The following is a 12,665-nucleotide window of genomic DNA, read 5'->3' on the forward strand; positions in this document are numbered from 1 at the left end:
TGCGCGGGCGCCTCAGGCCAGGATCACGCGCTCGCAGGCCTTGCGCAGACCCGGCAGGCCCGGCAGTTCGCGCGCCTTCGCGTCGGTGATCACCACGTCGATGTCGGCCGTGCGCGCGTAGGTCACGCGGCTGGCCTGGCCGATCTTCGCGTGGTCGGCCAGCAGCACCAACTGCTGCGCCTGCTCGGCCATCGCGCGCGCGACGGTGGCCTCGTGGTGCTCGAAGCTCATGGCGCCGTGCTTCGCATGCAGGCCCACGGGCGACAGCAACGCGATGTCGGCGCGGTAGCGGTGAATGGCCTCCACCGTGGTGTCGCCGAATGTGGCCTGTCCCTTCACGTCGATCTGGCCGCCCAGCAGGATGGTCTGGTTGCCGGTGAGGCGGCCTTCGCCCGCGCCCGCGAGCTTGAGCGCGATGCTCAGCGAATTGGTGATGACCGTCATGCCGCTGAGCGTGGCGATCTCTTCCGCGCAGATCGACATGGTGCTGCCCGCGTCCATGAAGATGGTCTGGCCCGGCTGCAGCAGGGCGACAGCGGCCTTGGCGATGGCGCGCTTCTCGCGCTGCCGTGCCACCAGACGCACCGCGAGCGGCGGCTCCGGCTCGGCCTTGACCGCGATGGCGCCGCCATGCACGCGCCGCAGTTCGCCCAAGCCCTCGAGTTCGACCAGATCGCGCCGCACCGTTTCGCGCGACACGGCAAGGTCCTGCACGATGCGTTCCACGCTCAGGCGCGAGAAAGTGGCCAGCAGGCTGCGGATACGCAGGAATCGTTCTTCTTGGAGCATGGAAACGCGGCTTATGGGAAGAAATGAAAAAGGCGGCGTCGGCGAGACGGCCGCCCCGGACAGGCGCGGAAGCCGCGCCATTGTGCCCGCGCCGAATGTCGGGCACGGGCGTGATCACGAGACCGCGCGGTCACGCATTCATGCCACCGGCCGGCGCCCCGATGCGGATGCGCCGGCCGGATGCCATCGTCAGAGGTCGGCCATGCCCATGGCCGGGTCGCTCACCGAATGCCTGCCCGTTTCGACGCGGCCGGCGAAGCGGCGGTAGAAGGCCGGATCGGCGTCGCAGGTTACGGCGAAGTCGTACCACTGGCCGCTGCTTGCCAGCACCCAGGCTTGCTCGACCTTACCGTCTCCGGCCACGGTGGCATTCCAGGGACCGTCGTCGCGGTAGGCCTTGGCGCGCACCGTGAACTTGCAGTTGCTGCCTCCACTATTGAGCATTTCTACCGAAACGTTGCCGTTGGTGATGTCGTAGCACACGCGCACCTCCGGGTTGGGCACGCCGCCGGCACGGAGTCTGTTGAGGTCGCCCTTGAAGTGGCGGTGGAAACCGTTGGGGCCGAGCACCCAAAGGTCGTAGAGGCCGCCGTTATCGGCTGCCGGGTTCCAGGTGTCGTCGAGCTGCTTGCCGGGTTCGATCATGTAGCGGCGGGGCAGGCGGTCGAGGTTGAGCTTGTCGTACACGTGGAACACGGCCGCTGCCTTGCCGCTGTTCTTGAAGATCAGCCTCATCTGGCCGTTGATGGAATCTGCGCGGCCGCTCACGTGCAACTCGTAGGGCAGGGCGCGCGAGGGGCGTGTGCCGGTAGTCTGGCGCGGCAACTGAGGGTTGAGCGGCAGTGCCACTTGCGGGAGTGCTTCCTGGTCGGTGCGCAGCTTGGTGGCGGCGTTCTTGGTCGTGCGTCCTGCGAGAGCGGGAAGCGCCTCGTTGTTCGGCGTGGCGAAGTTGAACGCGCTCGTGAGGTCACCGCACACCGCACGCCGGTAAGGCGAGATATTGGGCTCCTTGACACCGAAGCACGCTTCCAGGAAGCGAATGACGGAAGTGTGATCGAACACCTGAGAGTCGACCCAACCCCCGCGGCTCCATGGGGAGATCACATACATGGGCACGCGCACTCCCGGGCCGTAGACGCGGCCGTCCGTCGACGGCGCGGAGCTTCCAACCAACGGATAGGTATGGCGCTCGAAAGCAACGTCGCTTTCGGACAGAGTGGTCTTGCCTGCTGCTGTCTTGTCCGGGTTGATCGAAGGTGCCGACGGCGAGGGCATGTGATCGAAGTAGCCATCGTTCTCGTCGAAGTTGACGAGCAGCACGGTCTTGCTCCAGACCTCAGGGACTGCCGTGAGTGCATCCAACACTTCCTGGATGTACCACGCACCTTGCACAGGGCTTGAGGGGTTCGGATGCTCCGAATATGCCTTCGGAGCCACGATCCACGACACCTTCCGGAGATTTCCGGCCAAGATGTCCTGCTTGAAAGTGCCTAGGAACCCTCCATCCGGCATCGTGTTGGCCACCCCCTTGTAGAGCGGATACTTGATGTCGTCGCTGGCAGCGTCATATGGCAGCACCGTGGCGCCCTCCGGAAAGTTATCGCCGTCGTACCCTGGCTTGTTCTTGCCCGAGGCCCAACTTGCCGCGCGGAATTGTTTGAACCCCGCGAGTGGGTTGTCGGTGTAGTTGTCGGGCAGATTCTGGTAAACGATCCAGCTCACATTGGCTTCCTCCAGCCGTTCTGGATAGGTCTTCCAATTGCAGCCGTATGCAGAAGCATCCGTGTCAGTGGTGACCGGATTCTTGAGGTTTTCCCACGTGTTGTCGATCGATGCAACGCCTGCCAGGCCGCCGCCGGTGCTCAACTCGCCCGATGGCCCATTCGTGCCCGTCCAATGGAACAGTCGGTTCGAGTTCGTACCGGCGTGCATGCTGCAATGGTAGGCATCGCACAGGGTGAAGGCGTTGGCGAGCGCGAACTGGAACGGAACCTCGGCTTCCTTGTAGTAACCCATCGACGCGGTGTTCTTGAAACGGGGCCACTGATAGATGCGTCCGCCGTCCCAGGCGTCCTGCCCGTCGCCCCAGGAGTGAGGTGTGCCGTTTACGCGCTGTGCGTTGCCCTTGCTGCTGTCCAGGTGGTAGGGCAGGATCGGCTTGCCGTTGCCATCGCTTTGCTGCCACACGTTCAAATTCTTGGGCAATGGAATGGTGAAGCGGTCGCCGAAGCCGCGCACGCCCATCAGGGTGCCAAAGTAGTGATCGAAGGAGCGGTTCTCCTGCATCAGGATCACCACGTGCTCGACGTCCTTGATCGTGCCGGTCTTGTTGTTGGCCGGAATGGCGAGCGCGCGGCGGATGCTGGGCGGAAAGGCCGAGAGCGCGAGGGCGGCGGCGCCGGTGGTGGCGGTGCCGGTGAGGAACTTGCGACGCGAATTCGTCATGGGTTTGTTCTTCTCTTGTTGGGGCATGGCGTAGGACTTGGCGTGGAACTCAGGGGGCGCAGCTCTTCACGGGGGCTGCACCGGTGTCGGGTTGCGTGGGTGTGGTGGGGGTGGTCGGGGGCGTCGGCGTGCCGACGAAGCCACCGCCTCCGCCGCTGCCGCCGCAGGCGGACAGGACGCAGGCCAGGAGGAGCGCGGGTGCGAGACGCGCGAGGAGACGTGGGTGAAGTTGCATGGTTGGAGTCCTCTGAAGGCGTTGTTGTCTTGGGGCTGAAGGTGATCGGGGTCAGGGCAGGGTCGACAGCGGCTGGCCCGACTTGAAGATGCTGTTGAGCTCGGCGCTCGTGAGCGCGCGGTTCCAGATCGCGAAGTCGTTGAAGTCCATGGCGCCGCGTGGCGAGGCGCTCTGCCGCTTGTAGTAAAGGCCGGAACCGTCCTCGTTCAAGCCGATGCCGTTCTTCAGGCCGCCGAGCTTGGCAATCAGTGTGGGTGTGGGAGACAGGTCTACGCGGCCCGTCTGGACACCACGCACCGGATCGAAGGCGTAGCCGTCCATCTTCATTGCGGCCTTGTCGATCACCACGGCCACGTATGCCCATTGGCCGGCACTCAGGTAGTGCATTCCCTTGATCTCGCCGCGCACACCGCTGCCGTTACCGGTGTTGAAGCGAAGTTCGCAGCTACCGAACAGCCCGATGGCGATGCCTTCATTGGTGCCGGTGTCGTAGTTCTTGTTGGCGATGATCGACCCGCCGTTGCTCACCCCCTGGCTGCAGGTGGCATCGGTGCGCATCCAGAAGCCGATGGTGAATGCCGTGACCGCAGCGTTGGTGGTGACGTCGTTGTTCTGCACGAGGCGGTAGCCGGCCATGCCGCTGGCGTTCTTCACCGTGCTGTCGACGCGCAGCGCCTTGGCCTTGTAAGGTGCGCTGAAGCCGTCGTCGACCAGCGAGCCGCCGTTGGCATCGGACGCCCACGGTGCGAGCGTGGAGGCGTTCTTGGTGTCCACGCCGGGCAGGGCGTCGAGCGGGTAGTAGTTGACCAGGCCGTTCGCGAGCGTCGGGGCGAGCGTCACGGGTGCTTCGGGCGCGACATAAGAGATCTGCGCGGCAAGCGCCACGCTGGCTTCGCCTGCGACGACCGTGTACTGGAAGGCGTAGACCCCGTCGCTCGCCGCGACGATGGGATCGGTGTAGCTGGTGGTGCCGGCCGGCAGCGTGGTCACCACCTTGCCGTCGCGCAGAACCTGCACCGCGGAGGTCGTGTTGCCGGAAAGGGTCCACGACAGTTGGATGCTGCGCCTGTCCGCGCCCGTCTTCGCCGCCAGGCTGCGCAGCGAGGTGCTGGCCTGCAAGGCCTGGCCGGCGAAGCGGTAGTCCGTTGCCGCCGGCAGTGCACCCAGGTGGCGCAGCACGGTCGGAGCGATGTCGGTGGCGGCCGCGAGTGCGAGCAGCGTGTCGTCCGGCGGAGCGGCAGCGCCGACGCCCGGCAGCGCCGCCAGCGTCTTGTTGCTCGCGATGAAGACGGTCTTGTTGCTGTTGTCCTGCAAGCCGGCGGCACTGCCGTAGGCATCGAGGCCGTGGCCGGTGGTGAGGATCACCAGCCAGTCTTCCTTCGGGTCGTTGGTGGTGCGCTGCGCGATGCGGGCGAGCAACTTGCCCACGCCGGTGGCAGTGTCGGCGATCGAACGCTGGTAGGCGTCGCTCTTCAGGCCGTTGCCCGCGACCGTGGCAGGCGCGCCGTACTGCGCCACCAGCAGGTCGTAGCCGGCGTCGATGAGCTGCGCGGTGCGGTCGGTGACGCAGGCATCGGCGCCCGCGCAGTCGATGGCGCTGTCCACCGTGCCGGCTTCGTTCGCGAGCAGCAGCGGATAGAGCGCGCCGGAGGTGACGGAGGCCGTCCTGTAGCCAGCGGCCTTGTTGTTCTGCTTCGCGAGAGCGAAGACGGAAGGCGCGAGCTTGACTTCGATGCGCTGATCGTTCGTGTCCCAGCGCACGTTGTGGCGCTGTGCCCAGGTGCCGGTGAGCAGGGTGGCCCAGCCGGGGCCGTCGGTGGTGCGCTGTTCGCTCGGCGTGCCGTTGGCGCCGCCGGTCCAGCCCGGCGCGACGCGCAGCGATTGCAGTGCAGGCACCTTGTTCTGCGCCATCGCGTCACGAAGCGCTGAATGTGTGAGGCCGTCGATTTCCACGACCAGCGCCTTGGGGCCGCTCTTGCCCTGGTTCACCGACGGCGTCGTATTGCCGCCGCCGCTGGCTGGTGGCGTACCGACGAGCGGAAGACCGGTGCCGCCGCCTCCACCACCGCCGCAAGCCGCGAGAAGCAGCAGCGCCCACGTGCTTCCCCACGCCCGCATGCGGCGCGCATTCATTCCTCTGGTCATGTTTTCCCTCGAAGTATTGAGATGCCGGCCCGTGGCTCGAACCCCGGGCTTCCGTGTTTCCACATGTGTTTGTGCAAGTAAATGCATTTGCAACAAAACACACAAATGCTCTGAATGCCTCGGATATTGCGTTTGCCGAGTGACAGCGGTTTGACAAGCTCTTCGAACTTCGAGGTCCGGAAAAAGAAACGGGGCCCGAAGGCCCCGTAGGAGAAAAATGAAAGCGAGGAACGCCGCGGCTCAGCGAATCTGCGTCTCGTATTCCTTCGCGACCTCGGCGAGATTCGTCCAGAAGCCCTGGGGCTTGTTCCCCGCGAGCACGTCGATGAGCACATCCACATGCGCGTGCCAGCCGCCCGCCACGCTGAGCATTCCCTTGCGGCTGGCTAGGCGCCTGTGCGTGAGCACGAGCCGCGTGCTGTCGCCCTGCGGCGTGAGTTCGAAGCTGACTTCCGACGGTGCGGCGCTTCCTTCGTCCCAGCTGATGGTCAGCAGCTTCTGCGGTTCGATGTGCAGCAGCCGCGACTTCTGGTGGATGGGCGCGCGGCATTCGGCGAAGCGGTCGGGCGCCACTTCACCGGTGAGCTTCGTGTGCTCGAAGCGCAGTTCGAACAGCTCGCCGGATTGCTTCGGCAACGCGCCGCCGGCCAGCCATGCGGCGCGCTTGTCGGAGTCGACGAGGTAGGCCCACACCCGCTCGATGGGGGCGGGCAGGGTGCGCTCCATGCGCAGGGTGCCGGGTTCGACCTGGGTGCCCAGGCTGTGCTTGATCGTCATTTGCAGTTTCTCCTTGGGTTGGATGAGAAGGAAGCTCACTTCTTGCGGGGTGCCGCATCGCGCCGCAGCTCCTGCTCCAGCGCATCGAGACGGTTGCTCCAGAAGCTTTCGTAGTAGCGCAGCCATGCGTCGGCCATGGCCAGCGCGGAAGGCTCCAGCCGGCAGACGTGCGCGCGGCCCTGCACGGTGCGCGAGACGAGGCCCGCGCGCTCCAGCGTCTTCACGTGCTTGGATGCTCCCGCGAAGGACATGCGAAAGGGCGCGCCCAGTTCGCCCACGCTGCATTCGCCGTGCGACAGCAGCTGCAGCATGGTGCGCCGCGTGCTGTCGGCGAGGGCGTGGAAGACGGCGTCGAGCCGGTCGTCTGCAAGTTCTAGTTCAACCATGAGGTTTAATATAGACGGAGTTCGATCAAAATTCAACTGGATGGTTTAACGAGCGCCGGTGTTACACCGGATACACCCGGGACGCGAAACGCCGGCGGGAGGCTGGATCGCAGCAGGGGCCGCTCCTAGCATTCGCTTCGTTCCATCCACTCGCAGAAAGAAAGAGAAAACGAAATGAACCCTCTCATCCAGCGCCGCACCCTGTTGCTCGGTGTTTCCGTGTTGCCGCTTGCCGGCGCATGCACCGCGTGGTCCGGCACGGGATCGCAGTCTTCGGCCGAGGCGCAGCTTGCCGAACTCGAAAGCGCCGCGGGCGGTCGCCTGGGCGTGGTCGGCTTCAACACCGGCAGCGGCGCGCGCATCCAGCATCGAGCGCACGAGCGCTTTCCGCTGTGCAGCACCTTCAAGCTGATGCTGGCGGCGGCTGTGCTCGAACGCAGCGCGAAGGACGCGAGCCTGCTGTCGAAGAATGTGAGCTACAGCAAGAGCGACCTGATCGAGCATTCGCCGATCACCGAGAAGCATGTTTCCACCGGCATGACGGTCGCCGCGATGTGCGCCGCCACCATCCAGTACAGCGACAACGCCGCAGCCAACCTGCTGCTGAAGCTGCTCGGTGGCCCGGCCACGGTCACCGCATTCGCGCGCGGCATTGGCGACCAGGCCTTCAGACTGGACCGCACCGAGCCCGAGCTCAACAGCAGCATTCCAGGCGACCCGCGCGACACCACCACGCCGGCGGCGATGAGCGACAGCATCCAGCGCCTTGTGCTGGGCGATGCGCTGGGCGCCGGGCAGCGCGACCAGCTGCGCACCTGGCTGCTGGGCAACACCACGAACAAAGAGCGCTTCCTGGCCGGCGTGCCTGCCGGCTGGAAGGTTGGCGACAAGACCGGGGGAGGCTCCTACGGCTCGAACAACGACGTCGGCGTGCTGTGGCCGCCCGCCGGCGCACCCATCGTGCTATCGGTGTACCTGACCTTCCCGCGGAAGGACGCGAAGGTACGCAACGACGTGGTCGCGTCGGCCACGCGGATCGCGGCGGCCGCGCTGGCAGGCTGACGAGGCTTTGCGGCGGGCTCAGCGCAGCCCGAACAGACCGGCTGCGTTGCCCCACGCGATGCGCTGCGCCACATCGTCCGGCAGATCGCCCAGCCAGACCCGGTAGCCGCGCATCGTTTCGTCGTAGCTGCTCCAGCGCTGGTTGATCCAGGTGTCGGAACCGACCATGAAGCGGCCCGGATGCTTGAGGATCAGTGCGCGCCATTCGGGGCAGAGCCTGCCGCCTTCGCAGGTCAGCCCCGGCCGGTACGAGAGCTCGCCCATCAGCAGCGGATAGCGCTCCAGCATCGCCTGCACCCGCTCCACCGGCGTACCGCCGATGCCCGTGTGGGCCCAGATCAGGCGCAGCGACTGGCCCTTCGAAGGAGCATTCGCCATCAGCAGGTCGACCGCCACATCGTCGACGTGCGCGAGCACGGCGAGCTTCTCGCGCTCCGCCAGCGCGATCAGCTTCTTCGCCACCGGACCGTTGGCGTTGGCACTCTCGTACAGGTGGAATTCGCCGAGGCCGCGATAGGGACCGCTGGCGGTGCCGCGCGCAAGCTCGGTCCGCACCATCTCGTAGATGGTCTCGTCGCGGAACCAGTTGGTGTAGTCCTCGCGGTTGCGGTAGAGACGCACGAAGGGCACCACCGTCACGCCCGCCGCGCGTGTCTCGCGCGACGCGGCCAGCGTCTGCGTGCCGGCGTTGGGGCGCGAGTTCGCGATGATTGCCCTGACGTCGTTGCGCTGCATGCGCGCAAGCGCCTCGGACGGAGGGAAGGGACCGGTGTTGCCGTCCCAGGCCTCCTGGTTGTAGTGCAGGTGGGTGTCGAACAGGGGGCCCTTGTACGGGGCCTGTGTTCCTTGGGCGAACGCCGTGCCGGCGGCCAGGAGCATGGCGATGGCGGATGCGACGGCTCTCATGCCTACCCCTCGTGATGAAAGGAGCCGGATTATCCGGCCCTCGGCGCGATCCCGGGCGCTAGAGCTTCTTCCAGTCAAGGCCATCGGCCGAGCGATAGGTGCCGCCGCTGGCGCAGCAGCCGCCAGCGCCGAAGGCGCGACGCCCGAGCCTCGCCGTGACCTGGCCCGCATCGAAGCTCAGCGACTGGCGCTCGCAGGCGGTAGGGAAGGGATACGGCTCGGGAGCCAGAACGCTCGTCCATTCGATCCGGCCCTGAGCGCCCTGCTGGACGCGAAGGACTTCGCAGTCGTGCACCACCAGATGAATCGGCTGGCCTGCGAGCGTGCCCTGGAATACCTGCTCGGGAGGCGCCGTGCGGATGGCGACTTCTTCCGTGCTGGGTGGTGGCGCAGGGTTGACGCGGTCGCAGCCGGCGAGGAGAAGGCCCGCCGCGCTTGCCGTGATCGAGAGCACGGTTCGCAACGGATGCCGAGGCTTTGGCTGCATGAAGTCCTGTGGAGGTGTTCGAAAGGCCTCAGCCTACCAGCGTGTGCCCCCGTCGCCTCGCTCCTCAGGTCCCGCCCACCACGTCGATCTCGACGCGCCGGTTGGGCTGCAGGCATCGCACGAGTTCGGGCGTGGCGCGCGTTCCTTCGCAATCGCTCACCACCGGCTGGCGCTTGCCCATGCCCGCCGCTCGCACCTTGGTCCTGTCGATGCCGGCCTGCACGAGCAGGTCGCGCACGCTGTTCGCGCGGGCTTGCGACAGGGCCTGGTTGTAGGCATCGGTGCCGAGGCGGTCGGTGTAGCCCGTGACAGTCACGTAGTGCAGCACCTTGAAGTTCGCCTGGATGTCGGCGGCCAGCCGTGCGAGGCGCTCGCGGCCTTCGGGGAGCAGGTCGTTCGGCCCGGAGCCGTCGAAGCGGAAGAGGCCGTCGGCGTTCAGCGTGACCTTCTGCGGCGGCAGCAGCGTGGGCGACGCGGCAACGGGCACGACCTCGGGCGGCTGCACGAGCAGGGCGCAGTCGGGGTTCTTCCAGTGGGTGCTTTCCACCCGGTATTGCCCCTCGACGCGGGCGAAGCGCACCTTCATCTGGCAGGTCACGTGGTCGTTGCCCTTGCCGGTGTAGAAGTTGAACGCATAGTCCCACTCCGACACACCGAAGATGCCTTCGCTGAAGTGCGGGTTGCCCAACTCCAGCCGGACCTGGTCCTTGTTCAGGCCGGGCCGCACGCGCCGCACGTGGTCGGGGCCGACGAAATCGCCGGTCTTGAGGTAGGAGTCCTTCAGTTCGGGAAACTTGGTTTCTTCCGCTGCGAAGGCATTGAAAGAGGCGCTGAAGGAGGCGCCGGCAAGCAGCATTGCCGCAACAACAGCGGTCGGGATGGTTGGTTTTGACATGTCTGGCACGAGTGATTGATTCGATGGATGCATGGCATGAGCGTTGCTCAGTCCCACACGCCGCCGATGCCGACGCGGAAGGCGACCGTCCCGCGCGAAGTGGCCGAGGCGCCACCGGTGACGCTCCAGCGGCCGTTGTCAGCGGTCTTGCGCAGCGAGACCCCCATCGCAGCCTGCTGCTCGTAGTAGCCCATGCCGGCCGCGTAGGTCAGCTTGCCCGGAACGTAGGGGGCGCTTTCCATCGCCATCGCCGCGGCAACGCCTGCGTAGGCCTTCTTGCCGATGTCGTTGATCGTGTTGCCCATCTGGTTGACGCGCGCGTCGGTGTAGGCGTTGCTCGCTGCGCCGACCTGGTTGAGCTGCTGCACGTTGACCGCATCGGTGGGCGCCACGCCGGGTGCCACGTTGTGCACCGTCACCGGCCCGGTCGAGCCGCCGTTGCCCATGGTCACGCTGTTGTAGTTGACCGTGCCGTCCACGTTGGTGTCGTAGCGCACCGTGGTCTGCTGCACCGCCTGCAGCTGGCGCACGTTGACGGCATCGGTCGCCTGCGTGCCCCCGGCCACGTTGGTGATCTGGCGCTCGTTGCCCGCCGAGCCCACCGACACGCCGCCCTGCGTCGACAGCACGGAGACGTTCGAGAACAGTTCCTTCTGTCCGCCCATGCCGGCGCGGTCGGCCGTCGCGCCGTTGCCGATCGCCACGCCGTTGCTGCTGGCGGCGATGGCATTGGCGCCGAGCGCGATGCTGCCCGCACCGTTGGCCTGCGCGCCGTTGCCGGCGGCGATCGCGCTCGCGCCCAACGCGATGGCCTGCGGGCCGATGGCCACGCTCTCCGCGCCGGCGGCCTGCGAGTCGGCCGCTTGCGAGTTGGCGTGGAAGTACTTGATGCCGCCGCCCGTCTGGATGTTGTTGATCGCCTGGTTGGTCGCGTAGAGCTGGCTGCCGTTCACCGCGTCGGTGCTGGTGGCGCTGATCTGCCCGGCGGCCACGTTCTGGATCTGGCGCTCGGCGCCCGCGCTGCCCACGCTGACCACGCCCGCGGGGTTGGCGCCCGCGAAGTTGTAGGTCTGGCCCTGGATGGTGACGCCGGCCGTCGGCGTAGCGGCGGTGGTGGTGGAGCCGTTGCCCAGTGCCACGCTGTTGTCGGTTGTTGCAGTGGCGCCGGTGCCGACGGCCACGCTGTTGTTGGCGTTGACGACCGCGCCGGAGCCCACGGCGGTGCTCTCGCTGCCGGTGGCGACCGGCGCTGAATAGCTTGTGGTCTGCGAGCCGGTGATCCACTTGTTGCTCGCGGCCGCCGCCTGCGTCGCCACTGCCTGCAACTGCGCCACGTTGACCGCGTCGGACAGGGCAGTGCCTGCGGCCACGCCGGTGATCTGGCGATACACGCCGTTGGCCGCGTCGCCCACCGACACCGCGCCCAGTGTGCCGGCGGTTTTGGCGATGTTGGTGCCGACCGCCGCGGTGGTGCCGGTGCTCGGGTCGTAGCCCACGATGCCGGCGCCGGTCGACGCCACCGAGTTGCTGCCGAGCGCGACGCCGTCGGCCACGCTGACCAGCGAGTTCCTGCCCACCGCGATCGCGCGGTCCGCGTCGACGATGGCCCTGTTGCCGATCGCCACGGTTTCGCTCATGGCGGCCGTCGGCGCGGAGGTGATGATGTTGCCGTTGCGGTCGAGGAAGTCGCCCGTGGCCGGATCGACGGAATAGCCGGTGCCCGCCGAGGTGCCGATGGCTACGTTGCTGCTTCCGTTCGTGCCGATGCCGGCGTAGCTGCCGGATGCGTAGTTGTCGCTGCCGGTGGTGGCGAAGCCGGCGTAGGTGCCGATGGCCGTGTTGCGGTTGCCCGTCACCTGCCATGCCGCCGCGTTGCCGAAGGCGATGTTGGAGTCTCCGGTGACGAACTCGCCCGCGGCGAAGCCGAATGCGGTGTTGCCGTTGCCGTTGACCACCGAGCCCGCCACCGCGCCGAACGCGCTGTTGTTGCTGCCCGAGGCCTGGGTACCGGCGCCCGAGCCGACGTAGGAGTTGTGGTCGCCGGACGAGTTGGAGCCGGCGCCGTCGCCAATGAAGACGGCGCTGCTGGTGGTTGCGCCGTTGCCGGCGTTGAGGCCGATGGCCGTCGTGAAGTCGCCGGCCGCCGTTGCGCCCGATCCGATTGCGACCGCTGCCGCGCCGGCCGCATTGGAGTTCATGCCGAGCGCCATTGCCGCCTGACCCGATGCGTTCGAGTTGAAGCCGGTGGCCACAGCCTGCTGCCCGGACGCGCGCGCCAGCGCACCCGCGGCGATCGAGCCGATGCCGGTGGCGCCGTCGTTGGCGTAGTTGCTGCCCGCGGTCTGGTCGGTCGAGTTGACGCTGTAATAGTGCACGGCGCCCGCCGCCGCTGCCGCGCTGACCGCCTTGAGCTGGCTCACGTTCACCGCGTCGGTGTCCACAGTGCCGGCGGCCAGGTTGGTGATCTGGCGGTACTTGCCGCTGTCGCCCACGCTCACGGCGGCCAGCGTGCTTGTCGTGGCGTTGATCGCCGCCGCC

At 67.0% G+C, this 12,665-nt stretch carries 11 protein-coding genes; 1 reads left to right on the top strand and 10 read right to left on the bottom strand.

Features of this window, described 5'->3' with window-relative positions; genetic code table 11:
- Positions 1–12: 12 nt before the first annotated feature.
- The 6 genes from QMO14_RS21050 to QMO14_RS21075 all read right to left on the bottom strand — a co-directional run bounded on the left by QMO14_RS21050 (position 13) and on the right by QMO14_RS21075 (position 6,777).
- Entirely contained in the window at positions 13–789 is a 777-nt protein-coding gene (locus QMO14_RS21050) for a DeoR/GlpR family DNA-binding transcription regulator (RefSeq protein WP_301509505.1), read from the bottom strand.
- A gap of 189 nt (positions 790–978) precedes the next feature.
- On the bottom strand, positions 979–3,234 hold the full coding sequence (locus QMO14_RS21055; protein WP_301509507.1) for a phosphocholine-specific phospholipase C: 2,256 nt from the start codon (positions 3,232–3,234) through the stop codon (positions 979–981).
- 49 nt (positions 3,235–3,283) lie between these two features.
- Complete coding sequence (locus tag QMO14_RS21060; RefSeq protein ID WP_301509509.1) at positions 3,284–3,469, bottom strand: hypothetical protein; 186 nt, start codon at positions 3,467–3,469, stop codon at positions 3,284–3,286.
- Positions 3,470–3,520: 51 nt separating this feature from the next.
- Positions 3,521–5,614, bottom strand: coding sequence for a LamG-like jellyroll fold domain-containing protein (locus QMO14_RS21065; RefSeq protein ID WP_301509510.1), 2,094 nt, complete (start codon positions 5,612–5,614; stop codon positions 3,521–3,523).
- Positions 5,615–5,854: 240 nt separating this feature from the next.
- Entirely contained in the window at positions 5,855–6,391 is a 537-nt protein-coding gene (locus QMO14_RS21070) for an SRPBCC family protein (protein ID WP_301509512.1), read from the bottom strand.
- Between the two features lie 35 nt (positions 6,392–6,426).
- A complete protein-coding gene (locus QMO14_RS21075) occupies positions 6,427–6,777 on the bottom strand; it encodes a helix-turn-helix transcriptional regulator (protein ID WP_301509513.1) in 351 nt (116 codons plus the stop codon).
- A gap of 174 nt (positions 6,778–6,951) precedes the next feature.
- Here QMO14_RS21075 and bla point away from each other — a divergent pair, with 174 nt between their 5' ends.
- Positions 6,952–7,839 (top strand): class A beta-lactamase, encoded by an 888-nt coding sequence (gene bla / locus QMO14_RS21080; RefSeq protein WP_301509515.1) that lies wholly within the window; start codon positions 6,952–6,954, stop codon positions 7,837–7,839.
- Between the two features lie 18 nt (positions 7,840–7,857).
- On the opposite strand, the gene QMO14_RS21085 is transcribed toward bla, so the two are convergent.
- The 4 genes from QMO14_RS21085 to QMO14_RS21100 form a co-directional block, all read right to left on the bottom strand.
- Complete coding sequence (locus QMO14_RS21085) at positions 7,858–8,718, bottom strand: amidohydrolase family protein (RefSeq protein ID WP_301509525.1); 861 nt, start codon at positions 8,716–8,718, stop codon at positions 7,858–7,860.
- A gap of 85 nt (positions 8,719–8,803) precedes the next feature.
- Positions 8,804–9,232 (bottom strand): hypothetical protein, encoded by a 429-nt coding sequence (locus QMO14_RS21090; protein ID WP_301509517.1) that lies wholly within the window; start codon positions 9,230–9,232, stop codon positions 8,804–8,806.
- A 64-nt stretch (positions 9,233–9,296) separates the two neighbouring features.
- Positions 9,297–10,127 (bottom strand): OmpA family protein, encoded by an 831-nt coding sequence (locus QMO14_RS21095; RefSeq protein ID WP_301509519.1) that lies wholly within the window; start codon positions 10,125–10,127, stop codon positions 9,297–9,299.
- A 47-nt stretch (positions 10,128–10,174) separates the two neighbouring features.
- On the bottom strand, positions 10,175–12,665 hold a 2,491-nt coding region (locus QMO14_RS21100; RefSeq protein WP_301509521.1), incomplete at its 5' end, for a YadA-like family protein.

The sequence above is a fragment of the Variovorax sp. CAN15 genome (assembly GCF_030462475.1).
Lineage (GTDB): Bacteria > Pseudomonadota > Gammaproteobacteria > Burkholderiales > Burkholderiaceae_C > Variovorax.

Coding starts and splice junctions, on each gene's coding strand:
- QMO14_RS21050 (WP_301509505.1), bottom strand. CDS start 789: ATGCTCCAAGAAGAACGATTCCTGCGTATCCGCAGCCTGCTGGCCACT.
- QMO14_RS21055 (WP_301509507.1), bottom strand. CDS start 3,234: ATGACGAATTCGCGTCGCAAGTTCCTCACCGGCACCGCCACCACCGGC.
- QMO14_RS21060 (WP_301509509.1), bottom strand. CDS start 3,469: ATGCAACTTCACCCACGTCTCCTCGCGCGTCTCGCACCCGCGCTCCTC.
- QMO14_RS21065 (WP_301509510.1), bottom strand. CDS start 5,614: ATGACCAGAGGAATGAATGCGCGCCGCATGCGGGCGTGGGGAAGCACG.
- QMO14_RS21070 (WP_301509512.1), bottom strand. CDS start 6,391: ATGACGATCAAGCACAGCCTGGGCACCCAGGTCGAACCCGGCACCCTG.
- QMO14_RS21075 (WP_301509513.1), bottom strand. CDS start 6,777: ATGGTTGAACTAGAACTTGCAGACGACCGGCTCGACGCCGTCTTCCAC.
- bla (WP_301509515.1), top strand. CDS start 6,952: ATGAACCCTCTCATCCAGCGCCGCACCCTGTTGCTCGGTGTTTCCGTG.
- QMO14_RS21085 (WP_301509525.1), bottom strand. CDS start 8,718: ATGCTCCTGGCCGCCGGCACGGCGTTCGCCCAAGGAACACAGGCCCCG.
- QMO14_RS21090 (WP_301509517.1), bottom strand. CDS start 9,232: ATGCAGCCAAAGCCTCGGCATCCGTTGCGAACCGTGCTCTCGATCACG.
- QMO14_RS21095 (WP_301509519.1), bottom strand. CDS start 10,127: ATGTCAAAACCAACCATCCCGACCGCTGTTGTTGCGGCAATGCTGCTT.